Source organism: Lactobacillus kefiranofaciens (assembly GCF_014656585.1).
In the GTDB taxonomy this organism is placed as follows: Bacteria; Bacillota; Bacilli; order Lactobacillales; family Lactobacillaceae; genus Lactobacillus; species Lactobacillus kefiranofaciens.
Genome location: NZ_CP061341.1, coordinates 2,121,860 through 2,141,892 on the forward strand (window position 1 = coordinate 2,121,860; position 20,033 = coordinate 2,141,892).

Consider the following 20,033-nt stretch of genomic DNA (forward strand, 5'->3'; position numbering starts at 1 on the left):
TGTTCTAAGGGAGTAAAAACACGAACATTTCTATTGGAGAGAATAATGAATTTTATTAAAAACTATTTTCAACTAGATAAGTATAAGACCAGTGTTAAAGTCGAATTTATTGCTGGTTTAACTACTTTTATCAGTATGTCTTATATTTTATTTGTTAACCCCAGCGTTTTAGGTGCCAGTGGTATGGATACCGGTGCCGTCTTCACCGCCACTGCTTTAGCTAGTGCGTTGGGTACGGCAATCATGGGGATTGTCGCTAACTACCCAATCGGTGAAGCACCAGCTTTAGGGATTAACGCATTCTTCGCTTACACTGTCTGCGTCGGGATGCACGTTAAATGGCAAACCGCTTTAGCCAGCGTTTTCGTTGCTTCAATTATTTTCATTTTGATTACTTTATTCAAATTAAGAGAAAAGATCATTGATTCAATCCCCGCTGACTTGAAGTATGCTATTTCTTCAGGTATTGGTTTGTTCATTGCCTTCTTGGGCTTACAAAACGGTAAAATGATCGTGGCTAACAAATCAACCTTGGTCGGTTTAGGGTCATTGCATAATCCTTTGATTTGGGTAACAATCTTTGGGTTATTAGTCACTGTTATTTTGATGATCTTAAACGTACCTGGTGCTATCTTCATCGGCATGGTGTTAGCAGCCATCTTCGGCATTTGCACCGGTCAAATTGTTTTGCCACACAAGTTTATTTCTACCGCACCAAGTTTGGCTCCAACTTTTGGTCAAGCAGTCTTCCACATTAAAGATATCAATACTGTCCAAATGTGGGTTGTTGTTTTAACCTTCTTATTGGTTACCTTCTTCGATACTGCCGGTACCTTAATCGGTTTAGCTCAACAAGCCGGTTTCATGAAGAACAACAAGATGCCTCGTGTTGGTAAGGCTTTGGCCGCTGACTCAAGTGCAATGGCCGTTGGTTCTATTCTTGGTACCTCACCAGTTGGTGCATTCGTTGAATCTAGTGCTGGTATCGCTGTTGGTGGTCGTACCGGTTTGACTGCTGTCTTTGTAGCAATCTTCTTCTTGATCTCAATGATCTTCAGTCCACTGCTTGGCGTTTTCACTAGCCAAGTTACTGCTCCAGCTTTAATCATTGTTGGTGTCTTGATGGCTCAAAATACTGCACACATTCACTGGAACAAGTTAGAAATTGCGGTACCTGCATTCTTGATCATTTTAGGGATGCCACTTACTTACTCAATTTCTGATGGTTTATCATGGGGAATGATCACTTACCCAATTTGTATGCTTGCTGCTAAGCGTGGCAAGGAAATCACCCCAATGATGTGGGTACTGTTCGTAGTATTCTTGATCTTCTTATGGGTTTTGAATTTCTAAAAAATAAATCTTATAACTAAAAAGAACTAGTTTTGTCGACTAGTTTTTTTTATATTACCCAGGAAATATTAACGAGCAATTTCTAAACAATATGATTTATGATGCCAATTAGGACATTCTAATTTTCTAAACTTAGGCGTATGTGGTGAAAAAATGAATTTCCCTAAGCTAGGAATAAACTTGGTCTCACAGTTAGGACAAATATACTCCACCTGATTGTAGTAAAACTTGGTCACAAAAGCAGTTAGACCAAATACTAAAATTAGCATCACTATAATACTGGCGGTCATTGCGCTTAAGTTATCCAGTTCCTTAAATTGAAGGGCGCTAATAATACCTACCACTTCAATTAAAAGAATTCCTAAGCCAAATAACCACATTTTTCTTCTCAGACTAGTTAACCTTGCTTCTTTTCTCATAATTTGTGCAATGCCGATCATATTATCTGAACCTATTTTTCGCGCAACCACCGTATTGGCTAAACGTTTTAATTGCTTTTGATGTTGGCGCAATGTAGCAATTTCATTTTCATCTGCTCGAATCTGGTCTTGAATTAATAAATGAATTGATTCAGCGCTATTTTGATCGCTAAGCAGTTGTTTAATCTGCTTAATAGAGAAATTCAAGTAACGCAAATAGTTGATCAATTCTAACTTCTGCAGCTGCTTTTCTCCATAATAGCAATAACCATTTTCGCCAATTGAATCCGGATTTACTAGATTCTTTTGCTCATAAAAACGAATTGCACGCGGCGTCATATTCAGCTTTTTAGCTACCTCACCAATAGAATATTTTTCTGGCATTACTTTCACCTCCTACTGTCAATATACGGTTTTACGCAAGGTTAAGGTCAAGTGATTTTTGCAAAAATAAAATGATGCAGTGAATTTTACGCTACATCATTTATTTCCTGGGGAATTATTTTTCACCTGGTAAAATATCATCTATTTTCTTAGCGAAAGTTTCCAAGTTCAGACTTTGAATATATACCTCGCCGGTACCTTTGAAAGTGTTAACCACTCCTTCGCCAGTGCCGATCGATTGAACAAAGCCGCTCTCAAAATGGATATCATACTTCAAGTCAGTTGACCAAGCTACAACGTGATTATTGTCGATTGTAATTTCATCATCATTCAAATCGATTTTCTTAATTGAACCATAGGCGTTACATAGAACAACGCCATCGCCACTAGTCGTCATAACAAAAAAGCCACCCGTACCAGATAAAAGTGCGCGCCCTAGAGTCTGCTTCTTCATTGAATAGCTGGCTGAACCGTCCATAGAATAGCTGGCTGAACCGTCCATAGCTAAAAACTTCCCATCATTGATCCGGTATTGTTTTTCACCTAAATTTAAAGGCAGCACTTCACCTGGCAATCCAGGAGCAATCGCTAAATGTCCTAGTTCCTTATGTGCTTGCGCTTCAGTAATCCAAAAGCTTTCTCCTGATGAAATCGAACGTCCCATAGCGCGAACCAATTTGCCGATTCCTGAACCTGAAGCATTTACCTTAGTATTCAGCTTAATGCTTGGGGAATGATAAACCATGCTGCCACGTTGAATATATACCTTTTCACTTGGTTCAAGCTCAATATCGATCAACGGAAATTGCATTTGTTTGTCAATTGTATAATTCATTCGGTTATCATTCATCACAAAACCTCCATATTCTTTTTCAAGATCAAGACCAATCATATCATTATTCCAAATTTTTAACTAGTTTAACTCATTTTATCAAAAATGAATGCGCATTCATTAATAAAAATCGAACAAATTAACTATTTTCACTTGAAATAGTTAATTATTTCTTTATAATTTAAATTGATTATTCGGTATTTAGTAACTTTATTTCCCAAATTTCCTTAGTTTATAGAATATAAGCGGATATTTAGCGAACATTTATCTCAATCTGGAGGAATACATGAATTCTATCAGCAATTTTTTCCATTTAAATGAGAATAAGACTTCATTTAAGACGGAATTTCTAGCAGGCCTGACTACTTTTGTAAGTATGTCATACATCCTGTTTGTTAACCCCAACGTATTGGGCGCAAGTGGCATGGACAAGGGTGCGTTATTTACGGTCACGGCATTATCAGCAGCCTTTACCTGTATCGTCATGGGGCTAGTGGCCAACTACCCTATTGCTTCTGCACCAACTTTAGGATTGAACGCCTTCTTCACCTACACAGTTTGTCTGGGGATGAAGGTAAAATGGCAAACTGCTTTAGCTGCCGTTTTGGTTGCCTCAGTTTTGTTCATTTTGCTTACTGTATTTAAGGTACGTGAAATGATCATCGATGCCATTCCTGCCGATATCAAATATGCGATCTCAGCCGGGATTGGATTATTCATCGCCTTCATCGGTTTACAAGGTGGACATTTAATTCAAAACAGTGACTCAACCTTGGTTACTATTGGCAGTCTTAATAACCCAACTGTTTGGATCACCATTTTTGGTTTGATTGTCACCATCTTCTTGATGATTGCCCGCGTTCCAGGTGCCATTTTTATTGGTATGATTATTGCTGCGATCTTTGGTGTGGTTATTGGTCAAATTCCAATGCCTAAAGGTATCGTTTCATCTGTGCCAAGCATTGCCCCAACCTTTGGTCAAGCTGTCTTCCACATCAGTGACATCAATACCGTTCAGATGTGGGTGGTTGTCTTTACCTTCTTACTAGTTACCTTCTTTGATACTACCGGTACCTTGATCGGTTTAGTTCAGCAAGCTGGTCTGATGAAAAACAATAAAATGCCTCGTGCGGGTCAAGCCTTAGCTGCCGACTCATCTGGTATGCTGGTTGGTTCTGTTCTTGGTACCTCACCAGTTGGTGCCTTCGTTGAATCAAGCGCCGGCATCGCCGTTGGTGGACGTACCGGTTTAACCGCAGTTTGGGTCGGTATCTTCTTTATTATCTCCACTATCTTTTCACCAATTTTGAGCATCTTTACTACTCAAGTTACCGCTCCTGCCTTAATCATCGTCGGCGTATTGATGGCTGAAAACTTGGCTCATGTTCACTGGACTAACCTTGAAATTGCTATTCCATGTTTCTTAATTGCATTGGGAATGCCTCTTACATACTCCATCTCCGACGGTCTAGGCTGGGGAATTGTAGTTTACCCAATCTCGATGATTGCTGCTAAGAAGTTCAAGCAGATCACGCCAATGATGTGGATTCTGTTTATCGTCTTTGTAATCTACTTCTTTGTCTTGAATTTTAAATAGAATCAATTAAATAATTTATCGATAAGCAAGTAGTCTTAAAGCTACTTACTTTTTTATGTCCATTTGCGTATATGATAAATTTCTGCTAGAATATTTAACAATTAACTTATCTATATATCGTCGAAATAAGGTCGACAGTATCTACCCTGAACCATAAATTCAGGACTATAGGTGTTAGAGGTCATAATTTTAAAGGACATCTTTTACCCATAGTTTTGGGTAAACTGTGTCCTTTTTTCATTTATTAGGTTGGAGGAAAAATTGCAAGTCTTAAACAAATTTTTTCACTTAGAAGAAGCGCACACGAATGTGAAACGCGAATTAATCGCCGCACTGACCACATTCGTTTCACTATCATACATTCTTTTTGTTAACCCAAACATCTTACACGCAGCCGGCATCCCTAAAGGCGCAGCCTTCACCGTTACCGCAATCGCTACTGCAATTGGTTGTTTTTTGATGGGTTTCATCGCTAATTACCCAATCGCTTTAGCACCAACTTTAGGCTCTGGTGCCTTCTTTGCCTATAACGTTTGTGTCGGCATGAGAATTTCCTGGGAAACAGCCTTAGCTGCCGTTCTTGTGGCATCAATTTTATTTATTTTAATCACAATTTTTAAACTGCGTGAAATCGTGGTTGACGCTATTCCCCAGGACATGAAATATGCCATCTCTGCCGGGATCGGTTTGTTCATTGCCTTTATCGGTTTAAAAAATGGTCAGTTAATCGTCAACAGTGATTCCACTTTAGTTACTTTGGGCAAGTTCAGCAATTCAGCTGTTTGGATTACTCTTTTCGGTTTAATTCTTACCGTCATCTTAATGGCTTTGCGAGTACCTGGCTCCATCTTTATCGGCATGATTATCACTGCTATCTTTGGCATGGTCATCGGTCAAATTCCATTGCCACACGGCATCATCTCAGGTGCGCCAAGTATTGCACCAACCTTCGGTCAAGCTGTTTTTCATATTAAAGATATCAATACCGCTCAACTTTGGATGATCGTTTTAACCTTCCTGCTGGTTACCTTCTTTGATACTGCTGGTACCTTGATCGGGATGACTGAACAAGCTGGCATGGTTGATAAAAACGGTAAGATCCCACGGATTGGTCGTGCCTTCTTAGCCGACTCCACTGCCATGGTTGAAGGTGCCATGTTTGGTACTGCTCCTCTTGGTACTTCAGTTGAATCAAGTGCCGGCATCGCTATGGGTGGTCGTACTGGTTTGACTGCTATCTTTGTTGGTATTTTCTTCATTATTAGTATGATTTTCAGTCCATTATTGCAGGTTATTCCAACTACTGTTACGGCTCCAGCCTTGATTATCGTAGGCGTGCTCATGGCCAGCAACTTGAAGAAGATTGATTGGGAGAAGTTTGAGATTGCCTTCCCTGCATTTTTGACTGTGGTAGGGATGCCATTGACCTACTCAATTTCTGATGGTTTGGCATTAGGCTTGATTGCTTACCCAATTACGATGATCGCTTCTAAGCGTTACAAGGAAGTAACGCCGATGATGTACATCCTGTTTGTGGTGTTTATCGTTTTCTTCTTGGTGACGAATTTATAGCATAGAACTATGACTCATTCTTTTAGTTAAGAATGAGTTTTTTTCTTTATAATGAAATATAGGTAGTTTCACATGAAACACACTTTAAGAGGTACAATCATGAAATTAAATAAACAATCCCTTTGGATCATTGGAACTTTAATACTATCTGCTATTACGGGCATATTTTTCTATCTAAATGGACACAGTACATCTAGCACCACTATCGGAATTATCTTAGCTGGATTAACTTTATACTTTCTTTTTCAAACTGGTCAATTGTACAAAAAGATCTGGATTAAAATCCTAGTTTATCTGCTCGATGCTATTTGGATCATGATGGTATTGCTGCTGATTAGTTTGTTTGTCCATTAAATTCAATTCTTTTTCATCAAAATAGCCCAAGTTGACAAAAAGCAAACACCATTTGACAAGATTCAGCCAACATTTGCTCGACATTTTTAACTAAAAAAGCCAAGATTAAATTATGAATTTTCAAACGAGGAGTGAAAATGAATGATAGACATTCAAGCAATTGGTCAACGCATCAAAAGTTATCGTTAAAATGCAAACTTAACGCAGGATAGTCTTGCACAAAAATTAAATGTTTCTCGTCAATCAGTTTCTAAATGGGAAAAAGGCGGTTCTTTACCAGATATCGATCGCTTAGTAACCATGAGTGAGTTATTCGATATCTCTCTAGATAAGTTGATCTTAGGTAAAGAAAAGAATGTTCAGAAAGTTGTTCTAGAGAAATCACCTTCTACTCATCTGAACTTCTGGGACTTTTTAGCAAAATATTGGTGGATCATCCTTATCCTTTTACCATTAATCGGTGATGCTATTTCTAACATTATCGAATCTTTTTACTAGGAGTTAAAAATGAAAAAACGAAGCTTTTTAATCACCTTATTGTTCACAATATTAATTACCCTATCCGGTTGTCGATTCATCCCGCACCACTACACTAATTTAGGGCCAACGATTAAGGAAACCATGACTTGGCAAAACTTCAATAAAATTGATGCCAATGTAAATTTATTAGATTTCAACTTACAGGCAAGCAATCACCCTAAGGTTGTCTACCACGGCGGTAAAAAAATAAAGCCCCTAGTCAAAGTTAGAGACGGCAAACTAATCATTCGTAATCATCATCATTTTTCAATCAATATTAACAGTAGCGAAGATAATTATCTGACCATCTACCTGCCTAAAAAGCAATTAACTAAAATCAAAGTCAACACCGATGATGGAGATATTACTAGTTACGGAAAAGTGAACGCCAAGAAACTAGCCCTTCACAGTGACGATGGAGATATTAATGCTAACAGCTTTAATGTAGTAAATGGTTCTATTAGCTCTGACGATGGGGATGTACAAATCGATCAATTAAGCTCGGTCACCGGATTCAAAGCTACGTCTAGCGATGGAGATATTTCAATCAAAAAATGTAACGCTTCAGGCGTGGATTTGAATTCCGATGATGGAGATGTTACCTATCGCCGTCACAATTATAACGATGATGATGGTGGCTCCTATCAACACAATTTACATAGTAAAAATGTTTTAACTGCAAATAGTGATGATGGAGACATTAGAGTAAATAACTAATAGCCATAATCTCAAAATGAAAAGCATGGATAAAATGATATGAACCCCGAAATTCGGACAAGAATTTCGAGGTTTTTATTTATGTCTAAATTATCCAAACAAGATAAAATTGATATTTACAATAATTGGAAAAATTATAATATATCAGCTAACCAGGCAGCTAAGGAATATGGAGTAAATCGGGCAAACTTGTTTTATCTAATTACGTTAGTAGAACGCCATGGGATAGAGATTCTTGATACTGGTTATACAAACTACTCAGTTGAATTTAAGGAGAAAGCTATCAGAAGAGTTCTTTTTAATCACGAAGTAGCCGATCAAGTATCTTTAGAATTAGGATTGTCTAGTCGGGGCATGATTTATAATTGGATTCGCAAATATAAAGAAGATGGGTATAATGTCATTAATCATAAGAAAGGCAGACCTACCCATGAAGGACAAAGACAAACAGATTCAAGAGCTTCAAAAGCAAATAAAGGACCTCAAACGGAAGAACTTAAGACTTACTGTCGAGAACGAATTTGTAAAAAAATTGAACGCCTTAGTCTCACAAAGAACCAGAGACCAACAGCACAAGAAATAGTTTCTGTGGTTACACAGCTAAGGCAAGAATTATACGTAACCGTTAGTTTTGTGCTTGATACAATTAATTCCAATCCTGATCTGCCGCATTTATCACGCAGTAATTATTACTACACACTAGGCAAGGATGACAAAGATTTAAAGAACGAAAAAATCATGAAGCGGATTAAGAAAATATTCGAAGAGCACAAGCCTCGATATGGTTATCGCAGAATTACTGCTCAATTGCGTCGTGAAGGCATTATAGTCAATCATAAGCGTGTTAAGCGCTTAATGGTCAAAATGCATTTATATGCCATTTCGATTAGACGCAGATTTAAATATTCAAGCTATAAAGGAACTATTGGAAAAATCAAGCCCAATTTAATTAAACGTCATTTTGCGGCGATTATCCCAGATAGGCATTGGTACTCAGATATTACTGAATTTCACCTTAATGGAGAAAAGCTTTATCTATCACCTGTGATGGATGGCTGCAGTCAAGAGATTGTTGCTTATACATTAAGCCGTCATCCAGTATTGAAACAAGTAATGGACATGCTGGATCAAGCTTATCAAAAGCATCCAGCTCTTAATGGCTTAATTTTTCATACTGATCAGGGCTGGCAATATCAGCACGCAGCTTTTCAGGCATGGCTTAAAAATCATGGTGTTTCCCAGTCTATGTCACGCAAGGGCAATTCATTAGATGATGGCTTAATGGAGGGCTTCTTTGGCATTCTTAAACGAGAAATGTTCTATGGCTTTGAAAAGACATTCAAAACCATGAACGAATTAGAACAAGCAATCAAGGAATACATTCATTACTACAACCATGATAGAATTAAAACAGTACTAAAAAACCATACTCCGATAGAATATCGAAATATGGTTTTAAATAAAGCAGTTCAATAATATGTCCCAAATTTGGGGTTCATATCAAAAACATGCTTTTTTTATTGCATCAATGTTTACAAATGTAAATTTAAGTAGTATAGTTACAAATGTAAACGATAGGAGGAAGAAATGGTTAAACTGCAAGAAAAAGAAAGCACGATCTCCGACAGCGAATGGGAAATCATGCGCATTATTTGGACGCTTGAACCTGTCAGTTCTACTAAAATAATTCAAGAACTGCAGGCCAAGAAAGACTGGTCCGAATCAACTATTAAAACTTTATTGCGCCGCTTAGTTAATAAAAACTTGCTTAACACTACTGAGGAAGGTCGGCACTTCGTTTACTCGGCTAAGGTTAACCAAACGCAAGTAATGACCGAGGCAGCACAAGAATTGCTCGATCGCATGTGCAATATGCATAAAGGAGAAGTCATCCTGCAGTTGCTCGCTGACTCCCCTATTTCAAAAAGCGATTTAGCTAAGATGAAAGAGATTATTGCTCAAAAAGAGAAAACAACTCCTGATATGGTGCCATGCAACTGCCTACCAGGAAAAGAGCATCTGTGCTAAAAGGAGAGAAATAAAATGGGTATTTCGCAAATCATCACATTAGTCGTAGCTATTTTACTAATTGGTTTTATCCTTTGGTGGTTCTTTGGTAAACACCAAGAAGCTGTGGGTACTGCTGCTGTTGAACAAGGTTCACAAGAAGCAAATATTGTGGTCAAAGGTGGCTACTCCCCTTCAACCATTGTTTTAAAGCAAGGCGTTCCCGCCAAGGTCAACTTCGATATGAAGGACTCAACTGCATGTTTGTCCCATGTTGTTTTTGAACAACTTGGCGTTAACAAAGATTTAACCAAGCAAAAAGTTACTACAATTGATATTCCAACTGATAAAAAAGGCACCTACAATTTTGCCTGCGGAATGGATATGTTTCATGGAAAGGTTATTGTTAAATAATGAGTGTTTTTTCAAAGAATCAAACTAAAAAAGTTGTTGTTAATGCAGAAAATCATGGCTACAAACCAGATACGGTTACTTTCAAGCAGGGTAAAACTGCCCAATTAAAATTCATTCCCTCAGACAATATGGGCTGCATGAATGAAGTCGTTTCAAAAGACTTGAATTTTGATCAAAAATTAGATGACAAAAAAGAAGTCACCATTGATATCCCAACCGACAAGCCAGGTACTTATACCTACGCTTGCGGAATGGACATGTTCCATGGAAAGGTCGTCGTTAAGTAATGAATCTCTCTAATATTAAACGCTTCTGGATCTCATTTGTTTTAGCGATTCCCATGCTAATTCAGATGTTTGCCATGCCCTTTCACTGGATGATGCCAGGTTATAATTGGATCGCCTTTATCACGACCACAATCATCATGGCTATCTCTGCTGCACCTTATTGGAGCAGTGCCTGGGCCGCTTTTAAGCACCATAACGCTAACATGAATACGCTGGTTGCCGTCGGCACCTCTGTAGCGTACTTCTATAGTATCTTCGCCATGTTCACGGGACGCGAAGTCTACTTTGAAAGTGCTGCTTTCGTAACGGTCTTCGTTTTACTCGGGGATGCGATGGAAGAAAAGATGCACAACAACGCCTCTAACGCCTTAGCTAAATTAATTGACCTACAGGCTAAAGATGCCGAAGTAGAACGCAACGGCAAATTCGTTAAAGTCCCACTTGAACAAGTTAAGGTCGGCGATATCATCCGCGTTAAGCCAGGCGAAAAGGTTCCTGTAGATGGCGTAATTGTCGATGGCTCATCCACTCTTGATGAATCAATGGTTACTGGTGAAAGCATGCCAGTCACTAAGAAAAAAGGTGACGACGTCGTTGGTTCAACGATCAACACCAACGGCACTTTTACCTTTAAAGCAACCAAGGTTGGCAGCGATACAATGCTATCTCAGATTGTCGATCTAGTTAAAAAAGCCCAAACCAGTCATGCGCCAATCCAGAATTTAACTGATAAGATCTCTAATATTTTCGTACCAGCCGTTTTAATCATTGCGATTATCACCTTTGTGCTCTGGTACGTCTTCTTAGGCGCAACAGCCGTTAACGCTATGCTCTTTGCCGTTTCCGTAGTAGTGATCGCTTGTCCTTGTGCTCTTGGACTAGCTACTCCAACCGCTTTAATGGTAGGTACTGCTCGTAGCGCTAAGATGGGCGTTTTAATCAAGAACGGTGAAGTTTTGGAAGAAGTTAGCGACATTGACACAGTCGTTTTCGACAAAACTGGTACCATCACCGTTGGTAAGCCACAGGTTACCGATGTGGTTGGCGATCAAAATAAGGTCTTAACCATTGCGGCTAGCTTGGAAAATAATTCCGAACACCCACTAGCTACTGCCGTAGTTAAAAAGGCTAATGAAAATAATATTTCCCTAGCTAACGTGAAAAACTTTGCTGCAATTGAAGGTAAGGGTGTTAAAGCCAATTATGGTGACCAAGAGGCCTTTGTTGGTAGTGAACGCTTATTAGAAGATATTTCTATTTCCCGGGAAATGAAAGATCAAGCTGCTAAATTGCAAAAAGAAGCGAAGACCGTCGTTTACGTTGGTTTAGGTAAAGAAATTATTGGTTTAATTGCCATTCAAGACGTGCCTAAGCCTAGCTCTAAGGCAGCCATTGCGGAGCTTAAGAAGCGCGGCTTAAAAACTGTTATGCTTACTGGTGATAACGAAAATGTTGCTCAAGCAATCAGCGAAGAGATCGGAATTGATCAAGTAATCGCTGGCGTTTTGCCAACCGAAAAAGCCGCTGAAATCAAGAAATTGCAAAATAGTGGCAGAACAGTTGCCTTTGTTGGTGACGGTATTAACGACGCTCCTGCCCTTTCTACTGCAAACGTCGGGATTGCAATGGGTTCAGGTACAGATATCGCCATCGAATCTGGCGGAATTGTCCTTGTTCAAAACGACTTAATGGGCGTTGTGAGAGCATTAGACATTTCTAAGAAGACTTTCAACAGAATCAAATTAAACCTCTTCTGGGCTTTGATATACAACACTATCGGCATTCCTATTGCCGCAGGTCTGTTCATGGGACTTGGTTTAACTCTTAGTCCTGAACTTGCCGGTTTAGCAATGGCCTTCAGTTCCGTATCCGTAGTAACTAGTTCGCTACTGCTGAACAAAACTAAAATTGCAGGTACGACTGCTTAAAGTAAAATAATTTTTCGACCGGATAATTTTATCCGGTTTTCTTTTGCCAATTTTTTCAATTGCCTGCTTAAGGTTTCCGGCGTAACACCCAAATAACTGGCCAGATCTTTTTTCTTTAGCTTTAACTGTACGTCACGTCTGCCCTGCTTTTTAGCTAAGTCTTCCAAGTAGGCCAGCAACCGATCCTTAGCACTCATTGAATTGCGCCGAATTGATTTAGTCTCAATGGCTACCAATTTTTCACCAAAATTATTCAACATATTAATAGCTAGATCTTGCGTCTTTTTCAAAAGATCCTGAAAATCGCGACGATTAATTGAACAGACATAAGTATCTTGCAAAGCCTGAACGAAGTTCTCCTCATGGTTATCCTGAAAAAGGTTCTGCTGTCCATCAAGATCACCCTTATTCAATACACCTAGCACCGTCTCTTTACCGGCCTCGTTTAGACTATAAATCTTGGCACTGCCTTGATCTAAAAATATTAATCCATCTTTGCCATCGCCCGGCTGACGAATGATGCTGCCTTTAGGAAAATATTCTTGATGAGTAGAAATTGGTGCAATTTTGGTTAAATCTTCTTCTGGTAATTGTGCAAATAAACCAGCTTGACCGATGCAAGCTACTGCCGAATGTTTTTTCATAATAGTTCTCTTTTCTTGATCTAAATCAATTTACTTTTAAATGAATCCTAATCTACATTCGATACCAAATCAAGAGATGTAGCTTCATGCCTTTTTGCATGATTTCTTATTATTTGTTAGTATGTATTATGTAAAGCTATTATTTCTATTTATCTAGAGGAGTTGAGGAATAAGCAAGTTTTTACTTGCACTTATGGAAAATAACGAAAAAATCAAACGCGAAAAATTTATTAAGACTAAAAAGAATTATAAACGCGCACCGCTAATGCCAGTTCACTTACGGGTCATGATTGCCGTAGTTTTAGGGCAAATTGCCTGTGGTTATGCATTAGGCATCAGTGGGACCGCACTTTCTAATGCAGCTAAATATATTCAAATCAGCGATTTATGGACGGGACTAATCGGAGCTGGTTCTCTAATCGGCCTAGCCGGTTCTTTAATTATTGGGCGACTTTCCGACAAAATCGGCCGCCGCAAAATGTTGATGATCAATATGTATATCTTAGCTGCTTTTACTTTATTACACTTAGTAACTGCTAATTTCTTACTAACTTTCATTATTCGAATCGGCATCGGTTTGATGATTGCAGTTGACTACACGGTCGGTAACGCCTTATTAACTGAATGGCTACCTAAAGGTGAAGATAGTAAAAGACAAAGCCATTTGTTAATCTACTGGACAATTGGCTTTATCCTTTCTTATTTAGCAGGTACCATGATTACCGGCTTTGGCAGTTATACTTGGCAAATCATTTTAGCTACCGGGGCTGTTCCCGCTTTAATTACAGCCTTATTCAGAAGCTTCTTCCCACTTCCTGCATCCCCAAGCTGGTTAGCCAGCAAGGGTAAAGTCAAAAAAGCCAGCAAAGTCATCCGCAAACATATGGGACGCAAGTGGAGACTTCCCACACGCTTTATTAGACGCGATAAAAAGAAAATGACTAAAAATATTTCCTGGGCAATATTATTCTCCAAGAAATATTTACGTCGTACTTTAGTTGGTGGGATTTTCTATGCCTGCCAAGCATTCTCATTCTTCTGCATCAGTATCTTCCTGCCCATTTTATTAAAGAGCATGAATATTACTAACAGCACCGTTTCAGGAATTCATCTATAACGGTGGGATGTTTATCGGTGTAGTTCTAGGGATCTTAATCTTCAACCGCATCAGTCGCCGCGCCTTCTTAATCAGCAACTTCCTTATCTCTGGCATTTTAATTGCTATTTTGGCTCTAATCCCCAGTTTGAATTCAATGGTTAAATTAGGCATTTTCGCCTTGTTCGCTATTATCCTTTCATCTGGCTTAGTTCTAGATTACCCATATCCAACAGAATTATTTGACATTAAAGTTCGTGGTACAGGTGTTGGTACTTGTATCACGATCAGTCGAATCGGTGCGGCTGCCGGTACATTCTTGCTGCCTGTTTTAACTAATGCGGGTGGTGCTAGCTTAGCCATGATCGTCTGTGCCATTGTGCTATTGGTAGCCTTTCTGGTTTGTCTTATTTGGGCACCAGAAACTTCACCACAATTTATCAAGAAAGCAGAAAATAATTAATCATCTAAAAAAGCAGATTGCTCACATTTTAGGCAATCTGCTTTTTCTTTTACTTTTTATCTTTTTTCTTCTTATCCTTAGAATCCTTATTTAACAATTCCTCAGGATCCTTATGCTTAGGCGTCTTCTTTGGATCTGGTACAGTCGCAAAGCGATCCAGCATCTTCTGTAAGTTATTAGGGTTGTCAAAAGTTAATCCCATAGAACATCTTCCTTTCATTTCTGGGTTAATTATATAAAAATTTGCCAGCTGCCGCCAACTTATTTACCCACCATAATCAAGAAAATTCTGCATTCTTTTCATATCCGAGCCAACTAGATCGACACTCACTATATCTTCATAAGCATGATCGCTGATTTCGCCAAGATTATACTCAGTTAAAATTTTTAAGTCAAAACCATCTTCTGTGTAATCTGCAATCAGCCCCAGCCGATCAGGATAATGATAGATCGCGTCACTAATCTTGACCACACGATTTCTAGGCCAATCTTCAACTACTTCTTTAGGTGATTTAATTGTTCCAGCTACATTTACAGATCTTTCTAAATGATCAGGATCAAAACTTTTATTTTTCTTCTGCCATTCAACTAAATAATTAAAATAATTTAGCTTTTCTGATTCATCACCAGTATGAATAATGTGATTTCGGGCAATAATAGCAATTGACTCTACCTGGCCCACTTCATTCAAACTCTCTAGCAGCAGATTCTCATCATCGTATTTCAATACTTTACCAATAGCAAAACTGCCAAATTGATCATCAAAAGTATAGTCAAAATAAAGTTCTACCAAATCGAGGCCATTTTGAAATTCTCTCTTTTGCTTTAAATAGCTAACAAACAACCGATCATCAATACTGTTAACATCGATACAGACGATATCTTTTAATGGGATAACCGTAGCAAAATGCTCCAGGGTGGTTTCGTTTCGCTCTAAAATACGCACTTCGTCTCGACTAAGCTGCGTAATAATCCCTGTGTAATTTTGCCCGTCATTTACCTCAAACGTAATCAAGGGATGGGTATCCGTCACGTTAATTAAAAGATCATGAATGTTAGTAAAGTCCCAATCAACTACTGATCGATTCAAACGCTGCATCCCAAACGGATCACGAATCGTAGCAATTGCATAATAACGTAGCGCCGGCGTATCATTTTCAATCTTGGCTACCTGATCTGCGCGAATAAATACTACTCCACCGCGATTGCCATCTTGATCAACCGATTCTAAAACAATCCAGCCGTGATGCTGACTCGTAATTTGACCAATATAATATGAATTGGCATCAATGAAAGTGATGCTCTCATCCCCAGCTAAATCATATTTTTCTTGATCTGCGTTTAGCGTGATTTGGACTAAATTATTCAATGCTCATCTCTCTTTTCTACATGATTTTTAGTATGATCTATTAGCCGTTTTTTAGCAAGAAAAAAGCCGGTTTACACCGCCTAATCTACTCTTTTATTACCCATCAAGTTCAACGCCTTGCAAATCTTTCATCTTGCTATAAACGTTGCCTCTTTGACTGGAATCAAATTCAAGCACTAACATATCGCCACCACGAATAACGGTTTGACCAGTTGGAATAATATCATCCCCATCACGGTGAATCATTCTAATCCGTGCATCTTTAGGCCACTTAATTTCTGAGACTTGCTTATCGACCAGTTTACTGCTCTCATAGACCGGCAGAGTCATTTGATCGGCCTGCCCAGTATAGTTAGCCTTGCGGTCGCTACTCGTATCCATAGCAGCTGCTAAAAGGCCATAGATCGGCTTACCGCCAAGCAGCTCATCTACCAAAAGCGCGATGAACGCTACAACGGCTAACGGCATCAAATGAAGCAGTGAACCTACCATTTCCGTAATTAAAGTAATGGCAGTAAATGGCGCACGAATAATGGCGGCGAAATAGCCCGCCATTGAAAAGATGACTAAGTTTACTACAAAACGTTGTGGCATCAACCCAATTCGGACCATAAATAGACCATAAGTTGCACCAATCAAGGCACCCATCGTTAAAATTGGCAGGAAAATACCACTGGGCAAGCCTGAATCGTAAGCTACGATTGAGAAAACAATTCTCATTACATAGAAGAACGCTAACAGACCAACTAAGCCCCAACCAGTTTTAGTAATCATGTGTGGCAAAGACAAGATCAAACGATTACCTGGACCCGTGATAATTGGCCAAAAATAAGCAATTGGAATCAAAATAGCTAATGGAATCAAGCCATGCAGCCAGCGAGGCAAAAAGGTGATCTTAGCATAAACTTTTTTCAAGCTAAATAAGCCAATCTTATAAAGGTGACCTAAGAGACCAAGGATAATGCCCAGAATAATTAAGTGCCAGTAGAGCCCAATTGGAAAAGAGTAATTATATGGAATTGCTAACGCGTGATGAATCCCAAATAAATTAGAAACTACGAAGTTCGAAGCAATCGCACCTGCTAAGGCGTTCATCCAAACAAGTGGTGAGAAATTATGAAAGACTTCTTCAAGGACAAATAAAGCTCCACTTAAAGGCGCACCAAAAGCAGCAGACAAACCACTTGAAGCACCAGTAGCCAGCAAAATTCGCGAATTAAGTCGATCTTGCTTAAAGCCTTGACCTACACCTTGACCAATTGTTGAACCTAACTGCAGTGATGGTCCCTCTGGTCCTAAGAACAAGCCTGTACCAATTACCAGAATACCGCCAATTAATTTCCGCCACAAAATTGGCAGCCATTGTAAATGCAGCTTTCCCTGCAGCTGCAGCTTTACTTCTGGAATACCAGAGCCACCAACATGAGGATATTGTTTAACAAAATAACCGGCAATTACGGCAACTGCAATAAATCCTGCAATAATTGCAACAAACCATAATGGATTTTGATGAGCTAATTGGAACAGATATAACCAGAAGGCAGATGTCTTCTCAATTCCAAACCTAAATAAACCGACAATTATACCAGTACAGATACCAACAACTAGTGCTTGTAAAAGCAGCTTAATGTTGGTTTTATTTCCCTCGTCTTTCATAAAGTCCCCCTCTACCTTAATTGAAAAACTGTGTCGCTATTTATTGTACACTAAAAAGCCAGCTAGAATTTACTCTAACTGACTTTATTTAGTTTCATGTGAAACTAATTATTTCTCTTCATACCATTCAGTGTGGAAGACGCCTTCACGATCATTTCTCAGGTAAGTGTGAGCACCGAAGTAGTCACGTTGACCTTGGATCAAGTTAGCTGGCAAGTTTGGATTAAAGATTGATTCCAAATAGTTGAGAGCCGCACTTAAAGTTGGGGTTGGAACACCAGCTTTAGTAGCAAATTCAACTGACTTACGTAATGCTGGCAGATTCTTTTCCATTAAGTCGCGGAAGTAATCGTCTTGGAACAAGTTCATTAACTTGTCTCCCTTGTCATAAGCTTTTTCAATATCCTTCAACATTGCGGAACGAATGATACAGCCAGCTTCCCAGTCTTGGGCAATGCCCTTGTATCTCAAGTCCCACTTATATGCATCTGCAGCCATTGTCAATTGTTGGAAACCTTGCGCATATGCGACAGCTTGAGCCAATTGTAAGGTCTTTTCAAATTCGTCAACCAAGTCATCAGGGATCTCGCCTTTATATTCAAACTTAGTTGGCTTAATGCCACTCTTAATTGCCAAATGAGCTTGCTTACTCATAAAACGTGCCATTACAGCTTCACCGACAACAGTTACTGGGGCACCAAGTACGACACCATCTTCCAGCATCCAGTTACCTGTACCCTTGTATGAAGCGACATTCAAAATGTGATCAATAATATGATCTGCAGTTAAGTCATCCTTTTGAGCCAAAACCTTTGAAGTAATTTCACTCAAGTAAGCCTCAACCTTGCCGTGGTTCCATTTATCGAAAATCTTGGACATCTCATCATTACTCTTATGTGCAACATCACGGAGCAAATTGTAAACTTCAGAAAATTCTTGCATGATACCATATTCGATACCATTATGAACCATCTTGACGTAGTGGCCTGCACCTTCTGGACCCATGTAGCTGACACATGGCTTGCCCTCAGTATTCTTAGCAGCAATTGCTTCAAGAATAGGAGCAACCTTATTATATGCTGGTTCATCACCACCTGGCATCAAGGCTGGACCATTCAAGGCACCTTCTTCACCACCGGAAACACCCATGCCAATAAAGTGAATGCCATGTTTTTCCATTTCGTGGAAACGACGGTTAGTGTCGTGATAGTTTGAGTTACCGCCGTCGATCAAAATATCACCTTTATCCAAAAGTGGCAGCAACTTTTGTAAAGTTTGATCTACCGGATCACCAGCCATAATTTGGATCAAAATTTTACGTGGCTTTTCCAGGGAATTAACAAATTCTTCCCAGCTGTAGCATGGTTTTAATTTATCATCTTCATATTTGGCAAAAGCATCCACTTCTGGCTTATCAATTGAAAAACCAGAAACTGAGAAGCCATGGTTTCTAACGTTTAAAGCAAGATTCTTACCCATGACGGACAAGCCAATAACGCCGAATTGTTGCATATTTGTATATCCTCCATTAATCAAAATTCATCAAGTATTATTATACGTTTTAGCACTAAAAAAAGCGAAGCCAAACGGTTCCGCTTTTATAATTTTATCTAATAATCTTTTTGTTATTGGGCAAAAATGTTTCACATTACTTATTGTAGAATATTTCCCAGGAAATATTATTTTTATTGGTCTATTCCTCAAAGCAAGATATTATATGCTAGTGGTAATGACAATTTAGTAATATAGCCATCTTTTTTAGCCTGTTTTAAAGATGCTAAAACAAACTTACGCTGTTGTCCTTTTAATTTCTTGGCTGCTTTAACAGCTAACTTAAAGTCACGCTTATTCCTTTTGATTCTAATATCTCTAGCTTTCTTAGAAACTTTTTGATTTTCATAAGTTGGAAATTGGGCAGTAGCTCTATTGCTTATCCTATTAAGCGGCTTAGTCACTCCTCTAAGTGCCTTGCTGTTAAAAGCATAGTATTTCATGCTAGGATTAGTAGTCCATGTGCTATATTTATTGTTTTTTGAAGTAATTAAATACAATAATGCACCATTATGATGCTTAGCGTATGCAATTCTAACTACTTTGAATCTAACGTTCTTAACCTTTCGAGGACTGATAGTATTTTTGCTTCTAAATTCAGAATCTTTTAACATCTTTCGATAATTAGCTTTACCTAGAGAAATAGGTTGAGAATCTGAATTTACAGTTACAACGTAGCCCCATTTGCTGAGACGAGGGATCTTTTTAATTGTTACAGCTTTATCAGCCTTAGCTGCAACTACCTTTGAACTGTTACTTGCAGCACTAACCGTTGTAGGAACGCTTGAAAACATAGCAATAGCTGAAGCTGCAGCAAGTAAACTTGTTAAAATTTTTCTAGACTTCATAATATTTTGCCTCTTTAATTACA

18 protein-coding genes, 2 pseudogenes and 1 riboswitch are annotated in these 20,033 nt (G+C 38.8%); of the genes and pseudogenes, 12 read left to right on the forward strand and 8 right to left on the reverse strand.

Going from position 1 to position 20,033, the window contains the following annotated elements; genetic code table 11:
* The first annotated feature begins 45 nt into the window (after positions 1–45).
* Positions 46–1,353, forward strand: coding sequence for an NCS2 family permease (locus ICI50_RS10415; protein WP_095342460.1), 1,308 nt, complete (start codon positions 46–48; stop codon positions 1,351–1,353).
* A gap of 68 nt (positions 1,354–1,421) precedes the next feature.
* Here the strand turns inward: ICI50_RS10415 and ICI50_RS10420 are convergent, their stop codons facing one another.
* Entirely contained in the window at positions 1,422–2,156 is a 735-nt protein-coding gene (locus ICI50_RS10420) for a MerR family transcriptional regulator (protein WP_095342461.1), read from the reverse strand.
* Positions 2,157–2,271: 115 nt separating this feature from the next.
* On the reverse strand, positions 2,272–3,006 hold the full coding sequence (locus ICI50_RS10425; RefSeq protein ID WP_188891689.1) for a TIGR00266 family protein: 735 nt from the start codon (positions 3,004–3,006) through the stop codon (positions 2,272–2,274).
* Between the two features lie 268 nt (positions 3,007–3,274).
* Here ICI50_RS10425 and ICI50_RS10430 point away from each other — a divergent pair, with 268 nt between their 5' ends.
* The 10 genes and pseudogenes from ICI50_RS10430 to ICI50_RS10475 all read left to right on the forward strand — a co-directional run bounded on the left by ICI50_RS10430 (position 3,275) and on the right by ICI50_RS10475 (position 12,383).
* Positions 3,275–4,585 (forward strand): NCS2 family permease, encoded by a 1,311-nt coding sequence (locus tag ICI50_RS10430; RefSeq protein WP_054640611.1) that lies wholly within the window; start codon positions 3,275–3,277, stop codon positions 4,583–4,585.
* A gap of 90 nt (positions 4,586–4,675) precedes the next feature.
* Positions 4,676–4,773, forward strand: a riboswitch (purine riboswitch).
* Positions 4,774–4,846: 73 nt separating this feature from the next.
* On the forward strand, positions 4,847–6,157 hold the full coding sequence (locus ICI50_RS10435; protein WP_013854946.1) for an NCS2 family permease: 1,311 nt from the start codon (positions 4,847–4,849) through the stop codon (positions 6,155–6,157).
* 99 nt (positions 6,158–6,256) lie between these two features.
* Complete coding sequence (locus ICI50_RS10440) at positions 6,257–6,511, forward strand: hypothetical protein (protein ID WP_025084295.1); 255 nt, start codon at positions 6,257–6,259, stop codon at positions 6,509–6,511.
* Between the two features lie 201 nt (positions 6,512–6,712).
* Positions 6,713–7,009 (forward strand): annotated as a pseudogene (locus ICI50_RS10445) (helix-turn-helix domain-containing protein); the annotation flags it as partial.
* Between the two features lie 9 nt (positions 7,010–7,018).
* Positions 7,019–7,747, forward strand: coding sequence for a DUF4097 family beta strand repeat-containing protein (locus ICI50_RS10450; RefSeq protein ID WP_188891690.1), 729 nt, complete (start codon positions 7,019–7,021; stop codon positions 7,745–7,747).
* An 81-nt stretch (positions 7,748–7,828) separates the two neighbouring features.
* Entirely contained in the window at positions 7,829–9,223 is a 1,395-nt protein-coding gene (locus ICI50_RS10455) for an IS3 family transposase (RefSeq protein ID WP_244964961.1), read from the forward strand.
* Between the two features lie 111 nt (positions 9,224–9,334).
* Positions 9,335–9,775: a CopY/TcrY family copper transport repressor gene (locus ICI50_RS10460; protein ID WP_188891691.1), complete on the forward strand. Its 441-nt coding sequence runs from the start codon at positions 9,335–9,337 to the stop codon at positions 9,773–9,775.
* Between the two features lie 15 nt (positions 9,776–9,790).
* Positions 9,791–10,168, forward strand: a complete 378-nt coding sequence (locus tag ICI50_RS10465) for a cupredoxin domain-containing protein (RefSeq protein WP_025084217.1) — start codon at positions 9,791–9,793, stop codon at positions 10,166–10,168.
* Positions 10,168–10,455: a cupredoxin domain-containing protein gene (locus ICI50_RS10470; RefSeq protein ID WP_013854940.1), complete on the forward strand. Its 288-nt coding sequence runs from the start codon at positions 10,168–10,170 to the stop codon at positions 10,453–10,455. Before ICI50_RS10465 ends, ICI50_RS10470 begins: the two co-directional genes overlap by 1 nt.
* Complete coding sequence (locus ICI50_RS10475; RefSeq protein ID WP_188891692.1) at positions 10,455–12,383, forward strand: copper-translocating P-type ATPase; 1,929 nt, start codon at positions 10,455–10,457, stop codon at positions 12,381–12,383. Before ICI50_RS10470 ends, ICI50_RS10475 begins: the two co-directional genes overlap by 1 nt.
* Here the strand turns inward: ICI50_RS10475 and ICI50_RS10480 are convergent.
* The gene (locus ICI50_RS10480; protein ID WP_188891694.1) at positions 12,380–13,027 is read right to left on the reverse strand and encodes a Crp/Fnr family transcriptional regulator; all 648 of its coding nucleotides are present in this window, start codon (positions 13,025–13,027) and stop codon (positions 12,380–12,382) included. The two genes, ICI50_RS10475 and ICI50_RS10480, sit on opposite strands and share 4 nt — an antisense overlap.
* Before the next feature lie 193 nt (positions 13,028–13,220).
* Here ICI50_RS10480 and ICI50_RS10485 point away from each other — a divergent pair.
* A pseudogene (locus ICI50_RS10485) lies at positions 13,221–14,586 on the forward strand (MFS transporter).
* A gap of 49 nt (positions 14,587–14,635) precedes the next feature.
* On the opposite strand, the gene ICI50_RS10490 reads toward ICI50_RS10485, so the two are convergent.
* From ICI50_RS10490 to ICI50_RS10510, 5 genes are all read right to left on the reverse strand, one after another.
* Complete coding sequence (locus tag ICI50_RS10490; RefSeq protein ID WP_003624933.1) at positions 14,636–14,788, reverse strand: SPJ_0845 family protein; 153 nt, start codon at positions 14,786–14,788, stop codon at positions 14,636–14,638.
* 63 nt (positions 14,789–14,851) lie between these two features.
* Entirely contained in the window at positions 14,852–15,955 is a 1,104-nt protein-coding gene (locus tag ICI50_RS10495; protein ID WP_054640289.1) for a hypothetical protein, read from the reverse strand.
* A gap of 96 nt (positions 15,956–16,051) precedes the next feature.
* A complete protein-coding gene (locus tag ICI50_RS10500) occupies positions 16,052–17,611 on the reverse strand; it encodes a ClC family H(+)/Cl(-) exchange transporter (RefSeq protein WP_056940914.1) in 1,560 nt (519 codons plus the stop codon).
* A 108-nt stretch (positions 17,612–17,719) separates the two neighbouring features.
* Positions 17,720–19,123 carry an NADP-dependent phosphogluconate dehydrogenase gene (gene gndA, locus ICI50_RS10505; protein ID WP_013854935.1) on the reverse strand — a complete coding sequence of 468 codons (1,404 nt, stop codon included), beginning with the start codon at positions 19,121–19,123 and terminating at the stop codon, positions 17,720–17,722.
* Between the two features lie 188 nt (positions 19,124–19,311).
* Positions 19,312–20,010 (reverse strand): hypothetical protein, encoded by a 699-nt coding sequence (locus ICI50_RS10510; RefSeq protein WP_054640290.1) that lies wholly within the window; start codon positions 20,008–20,010, stop codon positions 19,312–19,314.
* Positions 20,011–20,033 lie beyond the last annotated feature (23 nt).